Below are 21945 nucleotides of genomic sequence, written 5' to 3' on the forward strand. Positions count from 1 at the left end.
ACGGTCCGTCAGTTCCCGGATGGACAGATTTATATGACTATGTCCAAGATCAGGAGCATGCGTGGACTTCTTGCTTCCTCGATCGGCGTCACCTGTGCGGCCGCCCTCGCCCTGCCCCTCACCTCGCCCGCCACCGCGGCGGCGAGACCGGCGTCCCCGGCATCCGCGAGCACGGCGGCGGGTGCGGAAGCCAGGGGTGCCGCCGAAGCCCTCCGCGGGGGCCGAGCCCAGGACGCCGCCCAGGTCCTCGGCAGCACCCAGTCGCTGCCCCTCGCGCCCCTCACCTCCCGCGACCGCACCCTCGCCCCCGCGGCCGCCGAACAGGGCCTGCCCCGGCGGGACGTACGGCACTTCTCCCTCGTCGGCGTCGTGTGGAACGACCCGGACACCGTGCTGCACGGCAGCGTCCAGGTCCGCACCCGCGCCGTCGGTGCCGACACCTGGTCCGGCTGGCAGGACCTGGAGACTCACAACGACGACGCCGCCGACCCCGGCACCGCCGAACGCACCTCCGGCCGCGTCCACGGCGCCACGGCACCGCTGTGGGTGGGCGACTCGGACGGCGTGGAGGTGCGCGTCCGCGCCGAGGCCGACCGCAGGACCGAGGACACGGCCCGCGGCTCCCGTACGGTCACGGCGAGCACCCCTCTCCCGACGGGCCTGCGCCTGGAGCTCGTGGACCCGGGCAGGAGCGCCCCGGCGCCCGGCGCCCAGGAGGCCGCACCGGCCGCCGCCCGGCCCGCTGCCGCCCGCGCCGTCGTCCCGCACGGCACCGCCCCCAGCGTCGAGCCGGCCGCGGTTCCGGCCCCGGATCCGGCCGCCGACCCGGCCGCGCTGGACGCGGACGCCGCCAACGCCGGCCTGGCCGCCCCTGGCGCCACCGAGATCCCCGAGTTGAGCCGTGCCCGGACCGAGCGGGAGCTGTTGTCCCTGCGTGCGGGGGAGTTGACGACGCAGCAGCGGGCGAAGCCGTACATCGGGCCGCGCCCGCGGATCGTCACCCGGCGCGGCTGGGGAGCCGACGAGAAGCTGCGCGAGCGGACCTTCGTCTACACGAAGAAGGTCAAGGCGGCCTTCGTGCACCACACGGCGTCCGGCAACGGATACAGCTGTGCGCAGGCACCCTCGCTCATCCGCGGTATCTACCGGTACCACGTCAAGAGCATGGGCTGGCGCGACATCGGCTACAACTTCCTCGTCGACAAGTGCGGAAACATCTACGAGGGCCGGGCCGGTGGCGTGGCGAAGGCGGTCCTCGGAGCCCACACCCTCGGTTTCAACACCAACAGCGTGGGGATCGCCGTCCTCGGCAGCTACGGCACGACCAAGCCGCCCGCGGCCGTGGTGAAGGCCGTGGCACGGCTGACGGCGTGGAAGCTCGGCCTGTACGGCGCGAACCCGAAGGGCAAGACCTATCTGAAGTCGGGCGGGGGCAACCTCTACCCGAAGGGCAGGAAGGTGCGACTGAACGTCATCTCCGGTCACCGGGACGGCTTCGCCACGGAGTGCCCCGGCCGGCAGCTCTACAGCAAGCTCGGATCCACCCGCACGACGGCCGCGCGTTACCAGGGCCGCTGACGATCGCCGGGCGGAGATCCGCTGGGAGCTGACCGCCGAGCGCCGAGGGGCTGAACCGCCGCACACCCGTCGAAGGCACCGCACAACGGTCTGCATACACTTGCCGGTCGAAAGACAGTTCGGGCCGGTCCCGGCAGGAAGCGGAGACAACAGGTGACAGAAGCGATCCTCCTGGTCGGCGGCAAGGGCACGAGGCTGCGGCCCCTCACGGTCCACACGCCGAAGCCCATGGTCCGGGCGGCCGGGGTCCCCTTCCTCACCCACCAGCTGGCGAGAGCGAGAGCGGCCGGGGTCGACCACATCGTCCTCGCCACGAGCTATCTCGCGGAGGTCTTCGAACCGCACTTCGGTGACGGCTCGTCCCTCGGCCTCCATCTCGAGTACGTCACCGAGGAGGAGCCCCTCGGCACCGGCGGCGCGATCCGCAACGTGGCCGCCCGGCTGCACTCGGCCCCCGACGACCCGGTCCTGGTCTTCAACGGCGACATCCTGACGGGCCTGGACATCGGAGCCCTGGTCCGCACCCACGAAGAGACCCGCGCCGACGTCTCCCTCCACCTCACCAAGGTCACGGACCCGCGCGCCTACGGCCTGGTCCCCACCGACGACACGGGCCGGGTCCTCGCCTTCCTGGAGAAACCGCAGACCCCCGAGGAGATCGTCACCGACCAGATCAACGCGGGCGCGTACGTCTTCCGCCGCTCCGTGATCGACACGATCCCGCAGGGCCGCCCGGTCTCCGTCGAACGCGAGACCTTCCCCGAACTCCTCGCCGCGGGAGCCCACCTCCAGGGCATGGTCGACTCGACGTACTGGCTGGACCTCGGCACCCCCGCCGCCTTCGTCCGCGGCTCGGCCGACCTCGTCCTCGGCCGCGCCCCGTCGCCCGCGGTCCCCGGGCGCTGCGGCGACCGCCTGATCCTGCCCACGGCCAGGGTCGCCGCCGACGCCAAGCTGACGGGCGGCACGGTGGTGGGCGAGGGCGCGTACGTCGCGGAGGGCGCCCGGGTCTCCGGCTCCACGATCCTGCCGGGCGCGGTGATCGAACCGGGCGCGGTCGTCACCGACTCCCTGATCGGCACGAGGGCCAGGGTCGGCGAACGCTCCGTCCTCACCGGCACGGTCATAGGAGACGGCGCGATCATCGGCCCCGACAACGAACTGCTGGACGGCATGAGGATCTGGTGCGACGCGAGAATCCCGGCGGGCGCGGTCCGTTTTTCGTCGGACCAGTGAAACTCAGCCCCTCCGGCGTTTGAGGAGCGGGGGTCCGGGGGCGGAGCCCCTGGAGGCGGGGTCGAAGGGGCAGCGCCCCTGGGGATGGGACGGGTAGGGGCGGCGGGGGCGAAGAAATCCCCCGGCACCCCTGACCACCGTCACAACCGCCCGATGTCCCCCCGAGTCATCCGCGGCGCCCGCCGCCCCGGCGTACGCCCACTCAGCAGAATCAACCGAGCAGCCCGATGCCGCTGCCCCGCATACGGCTCCAGCAACGACAGCATCACCGCGTCATCCGCATCCCGATCCCCCGCGAGCGCGAACCCCACGATCCCCGGCAGATGCAGATCCCCCACGGTCACCGCATCCGCCGCCCCATGACTCCGCTGCACCACCTCTGCGGACGTCCACGGCCCCACCCCCGGCACAACCTCCAACCGAGCCTGCGCAGCGGCCGGTGCCATCGACATCGCCTCCTCCAGCCGCGCGGCGACCCGCACGCACCGCAGGATCGTCGACGCCCGCTTGTTGTCGACCCCGGCCCGATGCCACTCCCACGACGGAATGAGCGCCCAGGTCCGGGGCGCGGGCATCACCCACAGCCGCCCGCCCGCCGCGGGCCCCGGCGCCGGCTCCCCGAACTTGCGCACCAGCAACCGCCACGCCCGGTACGCCTCGTCCGTCGTGACCTTCTGCTCCAGCACGGACGGGATCAACGACTCCAGCACGAGCCCGGTCCGCGTCAGCCGCAGCCCCGGCCGCCGGTGCCAGGTGTGCGCCACGATCCGGTGCCGGGGCACGAACGCGGAGGGATCGTCCGCGGCCCCGAGCAGCTCCGGCAACTGCGAGAGCAGCCACTCGGCCCCCGGTCCCCACGCCTCGCCGCGCACCTCACCGCCGTAGACACAGACCCGCAGGGTTCCCGGCCCGGTCGGGGTGAGGCTGGCCCGCCACACCGACCCGTCCGGCATCGCCCGGAAGGTGGGGTCCCCGGGCCCGCGCCTGAGCGCCCCGAGGACCAGCCCGAGATCGACCGGCCACCCCGGCACCCACCTGCGCACCAGCGGGGCCTCGACGCGAGCCGGCTCCCGCCGCGCTGCGGGCACGACGACTTCGCCCCCGCGCACGGTCGTACGCGTGGGCCGCGGAGTGAAGCGTCCTGCCACGAGTGATGTCCTGGGGTACGAGAGAAACCGGGAGAAGCCCTACGAGACCAGAAAAGCCCTACGAGACTATGCGCATCTCACCGGACCTCGATGAAATGTCCCGCGTCCCGCTCCGGCCGCGGCCGTGGTTCCTCAGCCGGATGCCCCACCGCCACGGCCCCCATCGGATCCCACTCCCCGGGCAGCCCCAGCACCTCCCGCACGACGTCCCGGCAGAACATCGTGGACGACACCCACGCCGACCCGAGCCGCTCCCCGGCCAGCGCGACGAGGAAGTTCTGCACCCCGGCGCCCGCGGCGACGACGAACATCTCCCGCTCGGCCCCGTCCCGCCGTCCGTCCCCGTAGGTGTGCGACCCGTCCATCACCAGACACGGCACCACGAGGTAGGGGGCGTTGCGCAGGACGTCCCCGCGCCGCACCCGCTTCGCGACGGACTCCTCCGACTTGCCGTCCCGCCGCAGATCGGCGATCCAGGCGTCCCGCATGGCGTCGAGGAGACGGGTGCGCGACTCGGCCGACTCCAGCAGCACGAACCGCCACGGCGTGGTGTGGTGCGGCGCGGGCGCGGTGACCGCGAGCGCCACCGCCCGTCGTACGGCCCCGGGATCGACGGGCTCGTCGGTGAAGGCCCGTACGGTCCGCCGCTGGGCCACCGCCTCCCGTACCGCCTCGGAGGTCCCGAGCCGGAACATGTCGTCGCGCGCGTCACGCACCATGGCCCGCGCGCCCTCCCCGGGCTCCCCGGCCACCACGTGCGCCAGGCCGCGCACCACGGCGACGGGCAGCCCGGCGGCCTTGCCCTTGACGAGGTCACCGGCGGCCGCGAGTTCGTCGGCCGTCGCCACCACGGTCGCGCTCAGCGGATTGCCGTACGCGTCCGTCCCGCCCCGCAGGTCGTCCAGCACCCGCACCCCCGCGGCCCCGATCGCGACATCGGTGAGCCCGGCGCGCCAGGGCCGCCCGAAGGTGTCGGTGACGACGACGCCGACGTCGACCCCGAGAGCGGCGCGCAGGCCGTCCCGGATCGCCCGCGCGGACGCGTCCGGGTCCTCGGGCAGCAACAGCACGGTCCCCGCAGGGGTGTTGGAGGCGTCCACCCCGGCGGCGGCCATCACCAGGCCCTGCCGGTTCTCCACGATCCTGAGCGGCCCGCGCCGGGCCACGACCCGCACGGTCTCGGCGTCGATCGCGGCCTCCCGGTCGGCGGCCTCGACGACCCGACCCTCCGCCTTGGACACGATCTTCGAGGTGACGAGGAGCACGTCCCCGTCGGCCAGCCCCGGCTCGGCGGCGGCGATCATCTTGGCCAGGTCGTCCCCACGCTGCACCTCGGGAAGGCCGGGGACCGCCCACACCCGGTAGCCGTCGTCCTGGCCCCGGGCTTCAACCTGGCCTCCGGCTTCGGCTCCGGCGGACATCTCGCTCACGCCCCGCGCACCTCCTCCGCCAGGTCCAGGGCCTCCCGGGCCATCCGCGCGGTCGCGTCGAGGTCCGTCATCATCAGCGGTACGGCCCGGCAGCGGATGCCGGCCGCCTCGACCCGCTCGACCACGCCCGCGTCCACGGTGTCGACGAGCCAGCCGTCCAGCAGACCGGAGCCGTAGTGCTCGGCGACCGCCGCGGCCGTGGACTCGACGCCCACCGCGGCAAGGACCTTGTCGGCCATGCCCCGCACGGGCGCGTCCCCGACGATGGGGGAGAGGCCGACGACCGGCACCCCGGCCTCGGCGATGGCCTCCCGGATGCCGGGCACGGCGAGGATGGTGCCGACCGACACCACGGGGTTGGACGGCGGGAACAGCACGACGTCCGCCTCCGCGATCGCCTCCAGGACGCCCGGCGCCGGCTTGGCCTGCTCCGCGCCCACCGGCACGACCGCGTGCGCGGGCACCGAGGCCCGCAGCCGCACCCAGTACTCCTGGAAGTGCACGGCCTTGCGCTCGCCGTCCACCTCGACCGCCACATGCGTCTCGACCCGGTCGTCGGTCATCGGGATCAGCCGCACCCCCGGCTTCCACCGGTCGCACAGCGCCTCGGTGACCGCGCTCAGCGGATAGCCGGCGCCGATCATCTGCGTGCGCACGATGTGGGTGGCGAAGTCGCGGTCCCCGAGCCCGAACCACTCGGGCCCGACGCCGTACGCCGCGAGCTCCTCCTTGAGGTGGAAGGTCTCCTCGGCCCGCCCCCAGCCCTGCTCCTCGTTGATGCCGCCGCCGAGCGTGTACATCACGGTGTCGAGGTCCGGGCAGACCTTGAGCCCGAAGAGGTGGATGTCGTCCCCGGTGTTGCCGATGACGGTGATGTCCGCGTCCGGCGCGGCCTGCTTGAGGCCACGCAGGAAACGGGCACCGCCGATGCCGCCTGCCAGAACCACGATTCGCATGGAAGCAGTCTTGCAGGCGGGTACGACAAAGCGTCACGCGGTCACGGCGTCCACCTCGTCGTAGGACTCGCGTGCGGTGCAGGCCGTGTGCATGGCCATCTCGGTCAGGCCCGGGTAGTAGACGTGCAGGCTCACCGCAGGGTCCAGCGCGTCGTTGACGACCTCGTGCACGTACCCCGGGGCGAACACCCGCTGCGACCCCGCCCCCAGCGCGCGCGTGCCCCGCTCGGTGCGCTCGGTCAGGACACCCTCCAGGACGGTGAGGACACCCGAGGAGGGGCCGTGGTCGTGCAGTCCGCTGCCCTGCCCGGGCACCCAGGACAGCAGCCACACCTCGTAGCCCGGGCCGGTGCGCAGCCGGTGGTACCAGCGGCTGGTGGCGTCGTACTGGACGAGGTGCGCCCACTGGGAGCGGTCCTCGGCGATGGCGCGGGCCAGACCGGCGAACTCGGCGACGGTGGCCGGGTGCTCGCGCGGGGCCTGGAGGAGATGCGGGACCTCGAGAAGGTCGCCTGCGATCTGGAGGTCGTTGTCGCTGTTCATGGAATGCGGGGTTCCTCGGCGGAAGAAGTGGGGGGCTGGGTGTCGCGTACCGTCCCGCCCGGATCACGGGGAGACAGGAATGCCCTGGTGCGGGCGGGGCACTAGCAGCCGAGTCACGGTGGACTCAGGAGCAACCGGAGCGCGTTGGGCTCAACAGCTGCAACAGCAACAACAGCTACGGCGAACGTGGGCAGCACCGAGGGACCCGGCAGAGCGGGTCGAGGTGAGTGCCAAGTTCGCGAGCATGCCCACAAGGACAGCGGCTCACACCTCCACTGTCAACTCGACGACCGGGATGTGGGACATGTTTCACCTCATCCGGTCCATCTCTGTGGTGAAAGGTTTGCTCATGCGCTTACCGGGACACATGGCGCACAACCGGGCGCGCGGCCCGTGATCTCCTCGGGGACTTCACGCGCGCGTGCGGAACGAGATCGAACTGATGGGCGTCCTTCCCCATACAGGCCCCGCAAGGCCTGGCGAGGCTCGGCAGCTCTCCCGGGCCTCAGCTGCTTGTCAAGGTTTATGCCGATTTGAACACTTTCTGCGAGGCCTTGGTTCCGCAGAGTGAATAAGGGGCCCAATAGCAGATCTCGGCTTGACTCGCCCGGAGCAGCACACTTGTAATTTCACTCGTGTCGTTCAGCCGATATCGGTAACGGCCGTCACACGGGGACGCGAAAGACAGACGAGGGGCGCACATGACCGAGACGGTGCAGCAACTGCTGGTCGACGACGCGGACGAGGAACTCGGCTGGCAGGAGCGCGCGCTGTGCGCCCAGACCGACCCCGAGTCCTTCTTCCCGGAGAAGGGCGGCTCCACCCGCGAGGCCAAGAAGGTCTGCCTCTCCTGCGAGGTCCGCTCCGAGTGCCTCGAATACGCCCTCGCCAACGACGAGCGCTTCGGCATCTGGGGCGGCCTGTCCGAACGCGAACGCCGCAGGCTGAAGAAGGCCGCCGTCTGACGCGAGGCAGGCTGCGCGGGACTTCTCTTACGCAACCGAACGGCCCGTCGCCCGTGGGTTATCCACAGGGGGCGGGCCGTCGTCCTGCCCAGCCGATAGTGTGGGCGCTCGTCCGAGACGCCTCACCGCCCCCTCCAGAGCGCAGGCGTCCACCGCAGTCCAGCGAACCGGGGCCCGTACCTCGATGTCCGTGCACAGCCACACGGCAGCCCAAGACCACGCTGCCACTCCTGAGTTCCCGCGCCATGTGGTGACCGCGGTGCTCGTCTCCCACGACGGCGCCCGCTGGCTGCCCGACGCGCTCGCCGGGCTGCTCGGCCAGGAGCGCCCCGTGCAGTTCGCCGTGGCCGCCGACACCGGCAGCGCGGACGACTCCGCCCAGCTGGTCACCGACGCCCTCGGCGCCGACCGGGTCCTGCACCTCGCCCGGCGCACCGGCTTCGGCCAGGCCGTCGAGGAGGCGCACCGCACCGCTCCGCTCCTCACCCCGGAGGAGCTGCCGTACCTGAAGCGGCCCAGCGGCTGGGACCCGGTCACGCGCACATGGCGCGACGACGCCTACGACATGCCGGAACTGCCGCACGGCGAACCGGTCCAGTGGCTGTGGCTGCTGCACGACGACTGCGCCCCCGAACCCGACGCCCTGGCCCAACTGCTGCGCGTCGTGGACAACGAACTGGAACTCGGCCGGGACGACGTCGCCGTCGTGGGCCCCAAGCTCCGCGGCTGGTACGACAAGCGGCAGCTCCTTGAGGTCGGCGTCTCCATCGCCCACTCCGGCCGTCGCTGGACCGGCCTGGACCGCCGCGAACAGGACCAGGGCCAGCACGACCACGTCCGGCCCGTGCTGTCGGTGTCCACCGCCGGCATGCTCATCCGCCGCGACCTCTACGAACAGCTCGGCGGCTTCGACCGGCAACTGCCCCTCATGCGCGACGACGTCGACCTGTGCTGGCGCGCCCAGGCCGCCGGACACCGTGTCCTCATCGCCCCCGAGGCCGTCGTACGCCATGCCGAGGCGGCCTCCCGCGAGCGCCGCACCGTCGACTGCGCGGGCCGTACCACCGCCTCCCCGCACAAGGTCGACAAGGCCGGCGCCGCCTACACCCTGCTCGTCAACACCCGTACGGCCATGCTGCCCTGGGTGCTGGTGCGCCTGGTCCTGGGCACCCTGCTGCGGACCGTCGCCTACCTCGTCGGCAAGGTCCCCGGACAGGCCGTCGACGAGATCCGGGGTCTGCTCGGCACCCTGCTGCGGCCCGAGCGGATCATCGCCGGACGCGGCAGGCGCGGCAAGCCGGTCGTCGACAAGGACGAACTCAGGCAGCTGTTCCCGCCCCCCGGCGCGACCGTGCGGGCCACCGTGGAACAGGTCGCCGGGAACTTCTTCGGCGGCTCCGACGCCGACGCCCCCACCGCCGGCCGGCACGGCGGCGGCATCGAGTCCGGGCCCGGCGGCGACGACGCGGACTTCCTCGAGATCGAGCAGTTCGCCCGCCTCAAGCGCATCGCCCGCAACCCCGGCCCGATGCTCTTCCTGGGACTGCTGCTGGTCGCCCTCGTCGCCTGCCGCAACCTCCTGAGCGGCGGCGCGCTCGCGGGCGGCGCCCTGCTGCCCGCCCCGGCCGACGCGAGCGAGCTGTGGTCGCGCTACACGGACGCGTGGCATGCGGTCGGCGCCGGCGGCACCCCGTCCGCGCCGCCCTACCTGGCGGTCATCGCCGCGCTGTCCTCCGTGCTGTTCGGCTCGACCGGCCTCGCGCTGACGGTCCTGCTGGTCTGCTCGGTGCCGCTGGCCGGATTCACGGCGTACTTCGCCTCCCGTCCGCTCGTCGAGTCCCGCCTGCTGCGCGCGTGGGCGGCCGTCGTCTACGCCTTCCTGCCCGCCGCCACCGGCGCCCTCGCCGGCGGCCGCGTCGGCACCTCCGTCCTCGCCGTCCTGCTGCCGCTCCTCGCGCGCGCGGGCGTCGCGGCCGCCGGCCTCACCAACAGCACCGGGGCGCGCGGCAGTTGGCGCGCCACCTGGGCCTTCGCGCTGCTGCTCACCGTCACCACCGCGTTCACCCCGATCATCTGGCCGATCGCGCTGCTCCTCGGCCTCGGCCTGCTGGTCGTGCGCCGCACCGACATCACCGCCTACGGACTGCGCTTCCTCGCCCAGTTCGGCGTCCCCCTGCTGGTCCTCGCGCCCTGGTCGCTGACGCTGCTCCCGTTCGGCTTCTTCCAGCAGGCGGGCCTTCCGTACGGCTCCTCGGCCGCCTCCGCCCTCGACCTGCTCGGCGCGAGCCCCGGCGGCCCCGGCACCGTCGACGGGCTGATGCTCATCGGCATCGTGCTGGCCGCGCTCGCCGCCCTGCTGCGCTCCGAGCGGCAGTTCGGCATCTGGACGGCCTGGGCGGTGGCCCTGGTCGGCCTCGTCTTCGCGGTCCTGTCCAACGACTCGACCTGGGCCGGCCCCGCCACCCTCGTCTACGGCCTCGCCCTGCTGGCCGCCGCCGCGCTCGGCGCCGACGGGGCACGCTCGCGCGTGGCCGAGCAGAGCTTCGGCTGGCGCCAGCCCGTCGCCGCCCTCATCGCCTTCGCGTCCGCCGCGGGCCCGCTGCTGGTCGCCGCCGGCTGGATGATCGGCGGCGCCGACGGACCGCTGGAGCGCCGAGACCCCACCCAGGTGCCCGCGTTCGTCGCCGAGGAGAGCGGCACCCGCGACCAGGCTCGCACCCTCGTCCTCGACAGCGACTCCGCCGCCCACGTCGGCTACATGCTGGTGCGCGGCTCCGGCGCCCGCCTCGGCGACGCCGAACTCGCCGCGGCCGACGGCGAGAACAGCACCCTCGACAAGGTCGTCGCCAACCTCGTCGCCGGCTCCGGCGCCGACCAGGCGAACCAGCTCGGCGGCTTCGCCGTGCGCTACGTCCTCGTCCACAAGGGCGCGCCCCGCGAGGTCACGCGCGTGCTGGACGCCACACCCGGTCTGAGCCGGCTCAGCCAGCAGGACGGCAGCGGCCTGTGGCGGGTCGACCAGGAGGTCGCGCGCGCGACCATCGCCGCCAAGTCCGGCTCGGGCACCGCGCTGCCGGTGGCGGCCGGACCCGTCGACATCCACACCACGATCCCGTCCGGCGCCGACGGCCGGATCCTGCGCCTGGCCGACACCGCCGCCGAGGGCTGGACGGCCACCCTGGACGGCGAACCGCTCACCCCGACCACCGTCGACGGCTGGGCCCAGGGCTTCGAACTCCCCGCCTCCGGCGGCAGACTGGACGTCACCTACGACGCCCCCTTCACCCACACCCTGTGGCTGTGGATCCAGGGCGCGCTCGCCGTCGTCCTCGTGGTGATGGCCCTGCCGGGCCGCCGCCGTGACGTCGACGACGACCTCCCCGAGGAGCCCTCGGTCCCGGCCGAGGCCGTCGCGGGCGAGGGCCGCCGCGCCCGCCGCCTGCGCGCCCAGGCCGAAGCCGAGGCCGAGTCCGAGGAGAGCCCCGGAAACGAGGCCTTCCCGCCGCCCCCGCAGCAGGCTCCGGCCGCCGTCCCGCAGCAGCAGTCCTACGGCGACTGGGACACCCCGAGCTACGCGAACGCCGAGTACGACCCCTACGCCGCCGACCAGTACCAGGGCACCGCCCAGCAGTACCAGGCGGGCGGCTACGACCAGCAGCCCTACCAGGCGGACCCCTACCAGGGCGGCCAGTACGACCCGTACGCCTACGGCGGGCAGCAGCCCCAGCAGGCGCCGTACGACCAGGGCTACGGCGGCCAGTACGACCAACAGCAGTACGAGCAGGGCTACGACCCGGCGTACGACCCGGCACAGCAGCACCCGGGCGCCCATGGCAGTGAGCGCCCCGACGGGAGTCAGCAGTGAACCGCACCACCCTGTCCCTCCTCGCCGGCACCGCCGCGCTCGCCGCCGTCACCGGGTTCGCCACGCTCAGCTCACCGCAGGCCGCCACCACCGCCGGGACGGCCGCCGAGCTGCCCGTGGAGCGCACCAGCCTGCTCTGCCCGGAGCCCAGCACCTCCGAGGTCGCGGAGACGTCGTACACCTCGTTCACGCCCGTCACCAAGAACACGGGAAATGACGGCAAGGCCGAACTCAAGGCGGCCGCCGAGGAATCGGACGACCTGAGCAAGAACAAGGGCAAGAGCAAGAGCAAGGGCAAGAAGAAGCCCGTCAAGCCGGTCCTCACTCCCAAGGAGCCCGGCACGCCCGTCACCGGTGACACCTCCGGCGGCGACGCGCCCGCACTGGTCGGCACCGCCGAGGGGAAGTTCGCGCCCGGCTGGACCGTCCAGGAGACCACCGAGGTCGCCGCGGGCGCCGGACGCGGACTCCAGGGCGTCAACTGCTCGGCTCCCGACACCGAGTTCTGGTTCCCGGGCGCCAGCACGGCCGCCGACCGCACCGACTACGTGCACCTGACCAACCCCGACGACTCCGCCGCCGTCGTCGACATCGAGCTCTACGGCAAGGACGGCGCCCTGGACTCCAGCCTGGGCGAGGGCATCACCGTCGCGCCGCACTCCAGCGACCCGATCCTGCTGTCCACGCTCACCGAGGAGAAGCAGGAGGACCTCACGGTCCATGTGAACGTCCGCAGCGGACGCGTCGGCGCGGCCGTGCAGGCCCTGGACGACAAGCTCGGCGGCGACTGGCTGGCCGCGTCCACGGACCCGTCCGGCAGCCTGGTGCTGCCCGGCATCCCGAAGGACGCCACCGCCGTGCGCCTGATCGCCTACACGCCCAGCGACTCCGACGCCGACCTGAAGGTGCGGCTCGCCTCGCCGTCCGGTCTGATCACCCCGGCGGGCAACGAGACGCTGCACGTGAAGGGCGGCATGACGACGGCCGTCGACCTCGGTGACGTCACGCGCGGGGAGGCCGGTTCGCTGGTCCTGACCCCCACCGACGCCTCCGTGCCGGTGGTCGCCGCGCTGCGGGTCGTCCGCGGCAAGGGCGCCGACCAGGAGACGGCGTTCATCCCGGCCACGCGTCCGGTCGGCACGCGCGCGACCGTCGCCGACAACAGCGCCAAGGGCAGCACCCTCTCCCTGACCGCCCCCACCGGGACCGCCACGGTCAAGGTCACCGCCTCGGCGGGCAGCGAGGGCGGCGAGGCCGTCTCGAAGACGTTCACGATCAAGGCGGGCACCACGCAGAACGTCGAGGCGCCCACCCCGGCCGGCCTCAAGGGCACCTTCGCCCTCACGGTGGAGCACGTCTCGGGAGGCCCGGTCTACGGCGCCCGCACCCTGGCGGCCACGGAGGACGGCGTCCCCGGCTTCACGATCCAGACCCTCCCGGACGACCGGGGCCTGGTGGCCGTACCGGAGGCGGACGAGGACCTGTCGGTGCTCCAGAAGTAGCGGTGGGCCGCGCGCGGGTCGGAGAAGGTGCGGCGGCGGACCGCGCGCGTTCAGTCCTCGCCGTAGCGCGGATCCACGGTCTCCGGAGTGAGCCCCAGCAGCTCGGCCACCTGCTCCACGACCACCTCGTGCACCAGCGCCGCCCGCTCGTCCCGCCCCTTGGTGCGGATCTCCACCGGACGCCGGTAGACGACCACGCGCGCGGGGCGTCCCTCGCGCGCCGGGATCGTGCCGCCCAGCGGCACCGCCTCGTCGTTCCAGGCCTGCCCGGGACCGTCCAGCCGGGGCACCTCCAGGACCAGGAAGTCGATCTCGGCGAGCTGCGGCCACCGCCGCTCCAGACGCTCCACGGAGTCCTGCACCAGGTCCGCGAACACGTCGGCACGACTGGCGGCGAGCGGCACCTGAGGCGGGGCGATCGGACCGCGCATGCCGCGTCCGTGGCGATCACGGCGGCGGGGCCCGGGGCCGGTGGCGCGGGGCGGTACGGGGTTGTCCATCACTGGTGAAGGGTAATCCTCGCCGCACCCCCGCGTCCGACCCCCACGCGGCACCCGGACACTGTCCGAAACGACGTACGGGCGTCTCGTACGGCCTGTCGCCAGTTGACCATTCAAGCCAAGGTTGGGCTCGATTCCGTATCTCTCCGAGACCGTCGATCTCAAGGCAATTGACATGGTTTGTGCCAACTAGTGACCGGAGCAAGGTGTGTTCGGCCCCTCGAAAACGGGTGTCCGTGCAGGTCATCGCGGTGTGAGCGGTGTGGCCTGTGGGGCGTTTCACAACACGACACGGTGGAGTGACCTGGGGGAGAGTCGTCGCGGCCCGCTCAAGAGTGCGGTACCGTCCAACGCTGTGAGCCCTGTACGTCGCTGTTCGCGCACCGCTTGCGGCCGTCCCGCCGTCGCGACGCTGACGTACGTCTACGCCGACTCGACCGCGGTCCTCGGCCCGCTCGCCACCTACGCCGAACCCCACTGCTACGACCTGTGCGCCGAGCACTCCGAGCGCCTCACCGCCCCGCGCGGCTGGGAGGTCGTCCGACTCCTCGACGGCTCGGCCCCGGCCCGGCCCAGCGGCGACGACCTGGAAGCGCTCGCCAACGCCGTGCGTGAGGCGGCCCGTCCCCAGGAGCGCGCCGCCGAGGCGGGCGGCGGGGCCCGCCGGGCCGACCCGATGGAGGTCGCGCGCCGCGGCCATCTGCGGATTCTGCGCTCGCCGGACAACTGACCTTCGCTCCGCGCGTGATCATGCGCGCCCGGATCGCCGCGCCGCACAACTCACGGACACCGTCACGACGTTGGTCCGGCCCTTGTCCGGAAGGCGTCGTCCGAGGTCACGGTCGGGAGTACCAGTGAGGTCCCACACAGCCCACTGTCAGTGGCTACGGGTAGTTTGTGCCGACCGACACAACTTCCAGGAAGGTTGGCCGTGGCCGCTGATCTGTCACAGCTCGTTAAGGCGTACGACGTGCGCGGTGTCGTCCCGGACCAGTGGGACGAGACGCTTGCCGAGCTCTTCGGTGCCGCCTTCGTCCAGGTGACCGCCGCGACCGCCCTCGTGACCGGCCACGACATGCGGCCGTCCTCCCCGGGCCTGTCGCGGGCCTTCGCGCGCGGAGCGGCCGCCCGCGGCGCCGACGTCACCGAGATCGGCCTGTGCTCGACCGACCAGCTGTACTACGCCTCCGGCGCACTGAACCTGCCGGGCGCCATGTTCACGGCCTCCCACAACCCCGCGCAGTACAACGGCATCAAGATGTGCCGTGCCGGCGCGGCCCCGGTCGGCCAGGACACCGGCCTCGCCGAGATCCGCGCACTCGTCGAGCGCTGGAGCGAGGAGGGCGCCCCCGAGCCGACCGCCTCGGCGGGCACCATCACCGCGCGGGAGACGCTGGAGGACTACGCGGCACACCTCCGCTCGCTCGTCGACCTGACCGCCGTCCGCCCCCTCAAGGTCGTCGTGGACGCGGGCAACGGCATGGGCGGCCACACCGTCCCGACCGTCTTCGCGGGCCTGCCCCTGGACGTCGTCCCGATGTACTTCGAGCTGGACGGCACCTTCCCCAACCACGAGGCCAACCCCCTCGACCCGGCCAACATCGTCGACCTCCAGAAGCGGGTCCGCGAGGAGGGCGCCGACCTCGGCATCGCCTTCGACGGCGACGCCGACCGCTGCTTCGTCGTCGACGAGCGCGGAAACCCCGTCTCCCCGTCCGCGATCACCGCCCTGGTCGCCGCACGCGAACTGGCCAGGAACGGCGGCAAGGGCGTGATCATCCACAACCTGATCACGTCCTGGTCCGTCCCCGAGGTCGTCGAGGAGCACGGCGGCACCCCGGTACGCACCCGCGTGGGCCACTCCTTCATCAAGGCCGAGATGGCGCGTTCCGGCGCGATCTTCGGCGGTGAGCACTCCGCGCACTACTACTTCAAGGACTTCTGGAATGCCGACACCGGCATGCTGGCGGCCCTGCACGTCCTCGCGGCGCTCGGCGGCCAGGACGGCCCCCTGTCGTCCCTGGTGGCCCAGTACGACCGCTATACCGGCTCCGGAGAGATCAACTCCACGGTCGCCGACCAGGCGGGCCGCCTCGAGGCCGTCAGGGCGGCCTACGAGAACCAGGAGGGCGTCCGGCTCGACGAACTCGACGGCCTCACCGTCGCGACCGCCGACTGGTGGTTCAACGTCCGCCCCTCCAACACGGAACCCCTGCTCCGCCTGAACGCGGAGGCGAGGGACGAGGCCACGATGGCGAAGGTGCGGGACGAGGTGCTGGCGATCATCAGAGCGTGAATCCAGCCCCCTCCAGCGCCTGCAATCCAGCCCCTCCGGCGCCTGAAACCCAGCCCCTCCGGCGTTTGAGGAGCGGGGGTCCGGGGGCGGAGCCCCCGGGAGGGGCCGGGGTCGAAGGGGCAGCGCCCCTGGAGGATGGGACGGGTAGGGGCGGCGGGGGCGAAAAAACCCGCAGCACCCCCCCGCACCGACCTCACCCAACCCCCGGCACCTCCCTCCCCCCGGCGGTACCCTGACCAGGCACATCCGCACAAGCAGCCGTACCCGCCCCCGAAGGGAACCCCCATGCCGCTCGAAGCCGGCCTCCTGGAGATCCTCGCCTGCCCGGCCTGCCACGCCCCCCTCAAGGAGCAGGACACCGAGCTGATCTGCACCGGCCAGGACTGCGGCCTCGCATACCCGGTCCGCGACGGCATCCCCGTCCTCCTCGTCGACGAGGCCCGCCGCCCCGCGTAGGTGCTCCGCGCGGGCGGTCACCGCAGGAGACACGGCACGCGCACAGCCGTAGGCGACACGGCACCCTCACCGCCGTAGGACACCCAGCGCACCCACCGCCGCAAGCGACAACGACACAGCGACCACCGGTGTCCCGGACCCGCGAACGCCCCGGCTCCCCAGGACCCGGCGAAGCGACCACCCGGCGTCCCGGAGACCGGAGACCCGGCGATCGGAGGCTGCCGCCCCATGCTCGACGAATCGCTGCTAGACACCCCCGAGGCCCTCTCGGAGGCCGACCGCCGAGGCCTGCTCCGCGGCGCCGCCGAGGCAGGCGCCCGCGTCCGCACCGCCGCCCGGCACGCCGCCGAGGCAGGGGTGAACGACCTCAAGCCCGACGGCCGCCCGCGCGCGGTCCTCATCGCCGGCCCCGGCGCCGCGGCCACCCACGTCGCCGACCTCCTCGGCACCCTCGCCGGCTCCGGCAGCCCAGTCACCCGCCTCGCCCCGACGGGCGTCGCCCCCGCCGCGGGCGCCCTGCGCTGGGAACTCCCCGGCTGGGCGGGCTCGGTCGACCTGCTCCTGATCGCCACCCCGGACGGCACCGAACCGGGCCTGTCGCTCCTCGCCGACCAGGCCTACCGGCGCGGCTGCACGGTCGTCGCCGTGGCCCCCGCCCGCGCCCCCCTCACCGAGGCGGTCGAGGGCGCCCACGGCCTCTTCGTGCCCATGGCGACGGCCCCGTACGAGCAGGACACACCGCTCGCCGCCTCCGCCCCGGGCGTCCTGTGGGCCCTGCTCACCCCGCTCCTCGCGATCCTCGACCGCACCGGCCTGCTCGCCGCCCCGCCCGACGCCCTCGCGAAGATCGCCGACCGTCTCGACCACATCGCCGAGCGCTGCGGCCCCGCCATCGCGACCTACAGCAACCCCGCCAAGACCCTCGCGGCGGAACTCGCCGACTCCCTCCCGGTCATCTGGACCGAGGGCACCTCCGCGGGCCCCGCGGGCCGCCGCTTCGCCGCCGCCCTCGCCGAACTCGCCGGCCGCCCCGCCGTGGTCTCCGAACTGCCCGAGGCCCTCGCCGCGCACAGCACGCTGCTCTCCGGACCGCTGGCCGCCGGCGCCGACCCCGACGACTTCTTCCGCGACCGCGTCGAGGAACCTCCCGCGCTCCACGCGCGCGTGGTGCTCCTGCGGGACCGTCCGATCGGCGGCCTCAGCGCCGCGCCGTCCGCCCGCGACCTGGCCCTGAGCCACGACACCCCCATCAGCGAGCTGGAACCGGAGGCCGGCGGCGAGATCGAGACCCTCGCGGAACTGATCGCCGTCACGGATTTCGCCGCCGTTTACCTGGCGCTCGCCTCGGGGGCCTGATGTTGCCCAGGACGCCCTGACCGCCGTACGTACAGAAAGAGTTCGATGGACCGCCTCGACAACACCATCCGGCCCTACGCCTGGGGTTCCACCACCGCCATCCCCGAACTCCTCGGCCTGGAGCCGACCGGTGAACCCCAGGCGGAGATGTGGATGGGCGCCCACCCCGGCGCGCCCTCGCGCACCGACCGGGGCACGCTCGTCGAGGTCATCGACGCGGACCCCGCGCGCGAGCTGGGCGAGGCAGCCGTCGCCAAGTTCGGCCCCCGCCTGCCCTTCCTCCTCAAGATCCTCGCCGCGGGCGCCCCGCTCTCCCTCCAGGTGCACCCCGACCTGACCCAGGCGATACAGGGTTACGAGGACGAGGAGCGCCGGGGCATCCCCGTGGACGCGAGCCACCGCAACTACAAGGACGCCAACCACAAGCCCGAACTGATCTGCGCCCTCACCGAGTTCGACGGCCTGTGCGGATTCCGCGAACCCGCGCGCGCGGCCGAGCTGCTGGAGGCGCTGGGCGTCGACTCCCTCAAGCCGTACGTCGACCTTCTGCACGCCCACCCGGAGGAGGCGGCCCTGCGGGAGGTCCTGACCGCGATCCTCACCGCCGACCGCGAGGAGATGGCCCACACGGTCACCGAGGCCGCGGCCGCCTGCGCCCGCCTCGGCGGCGACCACGCCCCCTACGCCGCCATCGACCACCACTACCCCGGCGACCCGGGCGTCATCGCCGCGATGCTGCTCAACCACGTCCGGCTCCAGCCGGGCGAGGCCCTGTTCCTCGGCGCCGGCATCCCGCACGCCTACCTGAACGGCCTCGGCGTCGAGATCATGGCCAACTCCGACAACGTCCTGCGCTGCGGTCTGACCCCCAAGCACGTCGACGTCCCCGAACTCCTGCGCATCGTCCGCTTCGAGGCCGCCGACCCGGGTGTGCTCCGCCCCGAGGCGTCCCCCGACGGCGAAGAGGTCTACGAGACCCCCATCGACGAGTTCCGGTTGTCCCGGTACGTCCTTCCCGAGGGCGCCGCCCCCCACGACCTCACCCGTTCGACCCCGCAGATCCTGCTCTGCACGGCAGGTTCCGTGCGAGCCGGGGAACACGAACTGCGCCCCGGTCGGTCGGTCTTCGTCCCGGCGGGCGAGAAGGCCGAGGTGTCCGGCACGGGCACGGTCTTCCGCGCCACCGTGATCGTGTGACGGTATGACTGGGGCTGTGGACACCTGAGACGTCCGTGCCGGGCGAGGCTGCAAGAATGGCCCACCGGCAAAGGACGGGCAAAGGCCTGGACGGCGTAGCGGCACTTGAGGCGAAGGGACAACGCGAGCAGATGAGCGCGTCAGGCGGAACCAGGGCGATCGTGGCGGCACTAGGCGCCAACCTCGCCATCGCGGCATCGAAGTTCGTGGCGTTCGCGTTCAGCGGCTCGTCCTCGATGCTCGCCGAGGGCGTGCACTCGCTCGCCGACTCCGGCAACCAGTTCCTGCTGCTCCTCGGCGGCAAGAAGGCCCAGCGCGAGGCCACCCCGCAACACCCCTTCGGCTACGGCCGCGAGCGCTACATCTACGCCTTCCTGGTCTCCATCGTGCTCTTCTCCGTCGGCGGCATGTTCGCCATCTACGAGGGCTACGAGAAGATCAAGCACCCGCACGAGATCGAGCACTGGTACTGGCCGGTCGGCGTCCTCGTCTTCGCGATCATCGCCGAGGGCTTCTCCTTCCGGACCGCCATCAAGGAGTCCAACCCGCTGCGCGGCGACCTCTCCTGGAAGGAGTTCGTCCGCCGCGCCAAGGCACCCGAGCTCCCGGTCGTGCTCCTGGAGGACTTCGGCGCGCTCGTCGGTCTGGTCCTCGCCCTCGGCGGCGTGGGCCTCGCCCTGCTCACCGGCGACGGCGTCTGGGACGGCATCGGCACCCTCTGCATCGGCATCCTGCTCATCCTGATCGCCCTCGTCCTCGCCGCCGAGACCAAGTCCCTGCTGCTCGGCGAGTCCGCGGGCATCGAGGCGGTCCAGAAGATCGAGTCCGCGATCGTCGACGGCGACACCGTCACCGGCATCATCCACATGCGCACGCTCCACCTCGGCCCCGAGGAACTGCTCATCGCCGCGAAGATCGCCGTCCAGCACGACGACACGGCCGCCGAGGTCGCCTCCGCGATCAACGCCGCCGAGGCCCGCATCCGCGAGGCCGTCCCGATCGCCCGCGTCATCTACCTCGAACCGGACATCTACAGCGAGAAGGAGGCCGCCAAGGGCGCCGACCGCGAGGCGACCCCCGGCGGCCCGGCCCAGCACCCGACTCCGGGCCACTGAGGGTCTGCGGCCTTACGGTGACGGGGCCCACCGATTTCCCTCGGTGGGCCCGAAGATTTTCAGCCTCAGATGGGCGCTGATCTCTGCGACTCCCGCACGCTCGCCCAGGCCGCCCGAGAACCAAAAGCGCTCGCATGACCTGGCCCGTTGCCATCTGTTCCCCTCTTCGCAGGACTGTCGCCACCACTGCGGGGCACCCTGCCCGAAACGACCGACGACACCCCGACGACCTCCCTCGCCGCACCCCGGATCGGCCTGATGTGTTCGGAGGCGGGCTGGGGTCGCCCGCCCGACCGGTGTAGCTTGGGACGGAGCCAGACGTCGCTGCTGATGGCGGTCGGGCGGTCCCACCGCGGACCGACCGAGGGAGAGAGGGCCTCCGACGGACTGCGCTGCGCGCACCGGGCATGCCTGTGTCCTCTTCGGGCACCCCTGTGTCCGCCGCCGCGCAGACCAGCCGTACCCACCTCGCCCCAACCCCGAGGAGCAGCTCGAATGACGACTGTCGAAAACCGACAGGACTTCAAGGTCGCCGACCTCTCCCTGGCCGAGTTCGGCCGTAAGGAGATCACCCTCGCCGAGCACGAGATGCCCGGTCTGATGGCGATTCGCAAGGAGTATGCCGAGGCGCAGCCGCTTGCCGGTGCCCGCGTCACCGGCTCCCTGCACATGACGGTGCAGACCGCGGTGCTCATCGAGACCCTGGTCGCTCTCGGCGCCGAGGTCCGCTGGGCGTCCTGCAACATCTTCTCCACCCAGGACCACGCGGCCGCCGCCATCGCCGTCGGCCCCAACGGCACGGTGGACAACCCCCAGGGCGTCCCGGTCTTCGCCTGGAAGGGCGAGACCCTGGAGGAGTACTGGTGGTGCACGGAGCAGGCGCTGACCTGGCCGAACACGCCCACCGGCGGCCCGAACATGATCCTGGACGACGGCGGTGACGCCACCCTCCTGGTCCACAAGGGCGTCGAGTACGAGAAGGCCGGCGAGGTCCCCTCGGTCGACACCGCCGAGAACGAGGAGCACCAGGTCATCCTGGAGCTCCTGAACCGCACGATCAGCAACGGCTCCCAGAAGTGGACCCAGCTCGCCTCGGAGATCCGTGGTGTGACCGAGGAGACCACGACCGGCGTCCACCGCCTGTACGAGATGCAGCGCGACGGGGTTCTGCTGTTCCCGGCGATCAACGTGAACGACGCGGTGACCAAGTCGAAGTTCGACAACAAGTACGGCTGCCGCCACTCCCTGATCGACGGCATCAACCGTGCCACCGACGTCCTCATCGGCGGCAAGACGGCGGTTGTGTGCGGCTACGGCGACGTGGGCAAGGGCTGTGCGGAGTCGCTGCGCGGGCAGGGCGCCCGGGTCATCGTCACCGAGATCGACCCGATCTGCGCGCTCCAGGCGGCGATGGACGGCTACCAGGTCACGACGCTGGACGAGGTCGTCGACAAGGCCGACATCTTCGTCACCACGACCGGCAACAAGGACATCATCATGGCCTCGGACATGGCCAGGATGAAGCACCAGGCGATCGTGGGCAACATCGGCCACTTCGACAACGAGATCGACATGGCCGGCCTCGCCAAGATCCCCGGCATCGTCAAGGACGAGGTCAAGCCCCAGGTCCACACCTGGACGTTCCCCGACGGCAAGGTGATCATCGTGCTGTCCGAGGGGCGTCTGCTGAACCTGGGCAACGCGACCGGGCACCCGTCGTTCGTGATGTCCAACTCGTTCGCGGACCAGACCCTGGCCCAGATCGAGTTGTTCACCAAGCCGTCCGAGTACCCGACCGACGT

At 72.3% G+C, this 21945-nt stretch carries 17 protein-coding genes; 12 read left to right on the plus strand and 5 right to left on the minus strand.

Annotated elements, in window-relative coordinates:
* Positions 1-57: 57 nt before the first annotated feature.
* Both H295_RS0124165 and H295_RS0124170 read left to right on the plus strand, forming a co-directional pair.
* Positions 58-1578, plus strand: coding sequence for a peptidoglycan recognition protein (locus tag H295_RS0124165; RefSeq protein WP_106960932.1), 1521 nt, complete (start codon positions 58-60; stop codon positions 1576-1578).
* A 153-nt stretch (positions 1579-1731) separates the two neighbouring features.
* Positions 1732-2814, plus strand: coding sequence for a nucleotidyltransferase family protein (locus H295_RS0124170; protein WP_020137936.1), 1083 nt, complete (start codon positions 1732-1734; stop codon positions 2812-2814).
* A 140-nt stretch (positions 2815-2954) separates the two neighbouring features.
* Here the strand turns inward: H295_RS0124170 and H295_RS0124175 are convergent, their stop codons facing one another.
* The 4 genes from H295_RS0124175 to H295_RS0124190 form a co-directional block, all read right to left on the minus strand.
* On the minus strand, positions 2955-3962 hold the full coding sequence (locus H295_RS0124175) for a DNA-3-methyladenine glycosylase family protein (RefSeq protein WP_028809692.1): 1008 nt from the start codon (positions 3960-3962) through the stop codon (positions 2955-2957).
* Between the two features lie 77 nt (positions 3963-4039).
* Positions 4040-5383: a coenzyme F420-0:L-glutamate ligase gene (locus tag H295_RS0124180; RefSeq protein WP_028809693.1), complete on the minus strand. Its 1344-nt coding sequence runs from the start codon at positions 5381-5383 to the stop codon at positions 4040-4042.
* A 5-nt stretch (positions 5384-5388) separates the two neighbouring features.
* Positions 5389-6348 carry a 2-phospho-L-lactate transferase gene (gene cofD, locus H295_RS0124185; RefSeq protein WP_020137939.1) on the minus strand — a complete coding sequence of 320 codons (960 nt, stop codon included), beginning with the start codon at positions 6346-6348 and terminating at the stop codon, positions 5389-5391.
* A gap of 33 nt (positions 6349-6381) precedes the next feature.
* Positions 6382-6891 (minus strand): cysteine dioxygenase, encoded by a 510-nt coding sequence (locus tag H295_RS0124190; protein WP_020137940.1) that lies wholly within the window; start codon positions 6889-6891, stop codon positions 6382-6384.
* Positions 6892-7592: 701 nt separating this feature from the next.
* Here H295_RS0124190 and H295_RS0124195 point away from each other — a divergent pair.
* The 3 genes from H295_RS0124195 (at position 7593) to H295_RS0124205 (ending at position 13223) form a co-directional block, all read left to right on the plus strand.
* Positions 7593-7856 (plus strand): WhiB family transcriptional regulator, encoded by a 264-nt coding sequence (locus H295_RS0124195; RefSeq protein ID WP_020137941.1) that lies wholly within the window; start codon positions 7593-7595, stop codon positions 7854-7856.
* Between the two features lie 184 nt (positions 7857-8040).
* Positions 8041-11721, plus strand: coding sequence for a glycosyltransferase family 2 protein (locus H295_RS0124200; protein WP_106960925.1), 3681 nt, complete (start codon positions 8041-8043; stop codon positions 11719-11721).
* Positions 11718-13223 (plus strand): DUF5719 family protein, encoded by a 1506-nt coding sequence (locus H295_RS0124205; protein WP_020137943.1) that lies wholly within the window; start codon positions 11718-11720, stop codon positions 13221-13223. Before H295_RS0124200 ends, H295_RS0124205 begins: the two co-directional genes overlap by 4 nt.
* 50 nt (positions 13224-13273) lie before the next feature.
* Here the strand turns inward: H295_RS0124205 and H295_RS0124210 are convergent, their stop codons facing one another.
* Positions 13274-13723 (minus strand): metallopeptidase family protein, encoded by a 450-nt coding sequence (locus H295_RS0124210; RefSeq protein ID WP_078616737.1) that lies wholly within the window; start codon positions 13721-13723, stop codon positions 13274-13276.
* A gap of 355 nt (positions 13724-14078) precedes the next feature.
* Between H295_RS0124210 and H295_RS0124215 the strand changes: the two genes are divergently transcribed.
* The 7 genes from H295_RS0124215 to ahcY form a co-directional block, all read left to right on the plus strand.
* Entirely contained in the window at positions 14079-14453 is a 375-nt protein-coding gene (locus tag H295_RS0124215; protein ID WP_020137945.1) for a DUF3499 domain-containing protein, read from the plus strand.
* Positions 14454-14654: 201 nt separating this feature from the next.
* Entirely contained in the window at positions 14655-16019 is a 1365-nt protein-coding gene (locus H295_RS0124220) for a phosphomannomutase/phosphoglucomutase (RefSeq protein ID WP_020137946.1), read from the plus strand.
* A 285-nt stretch (positions 16020-16304) separates the two neighbouring features.
* On the plus strand, positions 16305-16475 hold the full coding sequence (locus tag H295_RS45640) for a Trm112 family protein (protein WP_007382472.1): 171 nt from the start codon (positions 16305-16307) through the stop codon (positions 16473-16475).
* Between the two features lie 228 nt (positions 16476-16703).
* Positions 16704-17831, plus strand: a complete 1128-nt coding sequence (locus tag H295_RS0124230; protein WP_020137947.1) for an SIS domain-containing protein — start codon at positions 16704-16706, stop codon at positions 17829-17831.
* Positions 17832-17876: 45 nt separating this feature from the next.
* Positions 17877-19028 carry a mannose-6-phosphate isomerase, class I gene (gene manA / locus H295_RS0124235; RefSeq protein ID WP_020137948.1) on the plus strand — a complete coding sequence of 384 codons (1152 nt, stop codon included), beginning with the start codon at positions 17877-17879 and terminating at the stop codon, positions 19026-19028.
* Positions 19029-19159: 131 nt separating this feature from the next.
* Positions 19160-20143 (plus strand): cation diffusion facilitator family transporter, encoded by a 984-nt coding sequence (locus H295_RS0124240; protein ID WP_028809694.1) that lies wholly within the window; start codon positions 19160-19162, stop codon positions 20141-20143.
* Between the two features lie 495 nt (positions 20144-20638).
* A partial coding sequence (gene ahcY, locus H295_RS0124245) for an adenosylhomocysteinase (RefSeq protein ID WP_020137950.1) occupies positions 20639-21945 on the plus strand: 1307 nt, incomplete at its 3' end.

The organism is Streptomyces sp. 351MFTsu5.1 (assembly GCF_000383655.1).
In the GTDB taxonomy this organism is placed as follows: domain Bacteria; phylum Actinomycetota; class Actinomycetes; order Streptomycetales; family Streptomycetaceae; genus Streptomyces; species Streptomyces griseorubiginosus.

Coding starts and splice junctions, on each gene's coding strand:
- manA (WP_020137948.1), top strand. CDS start 17,877: ATGGACCGCCTCGACAACACCATCCGGCCCTACGCCTGGGGTTCCACC.
- H295_RS0124190 (WP_020137940.1), bottom strand. CDS start 6,891: ATGAACAGCGACAACGACCTCCAGATCGCAGGCGACCTTCTCGAGGTC.
- H295_RS0124165 (WP_106960932.1), top strand. CDS start 58: ATGCGTGGACTTCTTGCTTCCTCGATCGGCGTCACCTGTGCGGCCGCC.
- H295_RS0124195 (WP_020137941.1), top strand. CDS start 7,593: ATGACCGAGACGGTGCAGCAACTGCTGGTCGACGACGCGGACGAGGAA.
- H295_RS45640 (WP_007382472.1), top strand. CDS start 16,305: ATGCCGCTCGAAGCCGGCCTCCTGGAGATCCTCGCCTGCCCGGCCTGC.
- H295_RS0124210 (WP_078616737.1), bottom strand. CDS start 13,723: ATGGACAACCCCGTACCGCCCCGCGCCACCGGCCCCGGGCCCCGCCGC.
- H295_RS0124180 (WP_028809693.1), bottom strand. CDS start 5,383: ATGTCCGCCGGAGCCGAAGCCGGAGGCCAGGTTGAAGCCCGGGGCCAG.
- cofD (WP_020137939.1), bottom strand. CDS start 6,348: ATGCGAATCGTGGTTCTGGCAGGCGGCATCGGCGGTGCCCGTTTCCTG.
- H295_RS0124230 (WP_020137947.1), top strand. CDS start 16,704: ATGCTCGACGAATCGCTGCTAGACACCCCCGAGGCCCTCTCGGAGGCC.
- H295_RS0124200 (WP_106960925.1), top strand. CDS start 8,041: ATGTCCGTGCACAGCCACACGGCAGCCCAAGACCACGCTGCCACTCCT.
- H295_RS0124240 (WP_028809694.1), top strand. CDS start 19,160: ATGAGCGCGTCAGGCGGAACCAGGGCGATCGTGGCGGCACTAGGCGCC.